This is a genomic window from Mycobacterium mantenii (genome assembly GCF_001667865.1).
GTDB classification, from domain to species: domain Bacteria; phylum Actinomycetota; class Actinomycetes; order Mycobacteriales; family Mycobacteriaceae; genus Mycobacterium; species Mycobacterium mantenii_A.
Window position 1 is genome coordinate 1 of the sequence record NZ_LZJP01000037.1, and the last position, 585, is coordinate 585.

Below are 585 nucleotides of genomic sequence, written 5' to 3' on the forward strand. Positions count from 1 at the left end.
CATCCAGCGGCCAACACGGCGAACCGCGCGATGTTGCTTGACTGATCACCGATTTGGGACACGCATCCCCAGATGACGTCATCGATGCTGCCGGGGTCGATGCCCGTGCGATCGGCCAAGGCGCGCAACACCAATGCCGACAACTCCCCGGCGGCGATTCCGGCCAGCGCGCCGTGACGGCGCCCCACCGGAGTGCGCACGGCACCTACGATCACGGCGTCCCGGTCCAGCGGCCTCTGGTTCACGGTCTCTCGATCCCCTCATTTAGGATACTGTTTGAGATGATTAGATAGCAGTCGAGTGCCATTGGCAAGTTCACGGTGAGGTGAGGGCATGCGCGATGTGGTGATCGTCGATGCGGTACGAACAGCGATCGGAAAGCGCGGCGGGTCGCTGGCGCAGACGCATCCGGTGGACATGTCCGCCGATGTGCTAAGCGCGTTGATGACTCGTACTGGTCTCGACCCCGCCAGCATCGACGATGTCATCTGGGGATGCGTGTCCCAAATCGGTGATCAGTCAAGCAACATCGCGCGGTTCGCCGTGTTGGCCGCTGGATGGCCGGTGACCATTCCGGGCACCACG

General features: G+C 62.9%; 2 pseudogenes. One reads left to right on the forward strand and one right to left on the reverse strand.

Annotated elements, in window-relative coordinates:
• A pseudogene (locus A5688_RS06450) lies at positions 1 to 200 on the reverse strand (acetyl-CoA C-acetyltransferase); the annotation flags it as partial.
• Positions 201 to 333: 133 nt separating this feature from the next.
• On the opposite strand from A5688_RS06450, the pseudogene A5688_RS06455 reads away from it, so the two are divergent.
• Positions 334 to 585 (forward strand): annotated as a pseudogene (locus A5688_RS06455) (acetyl-CoA C-acetyltransferase); the annotation flags it as partial.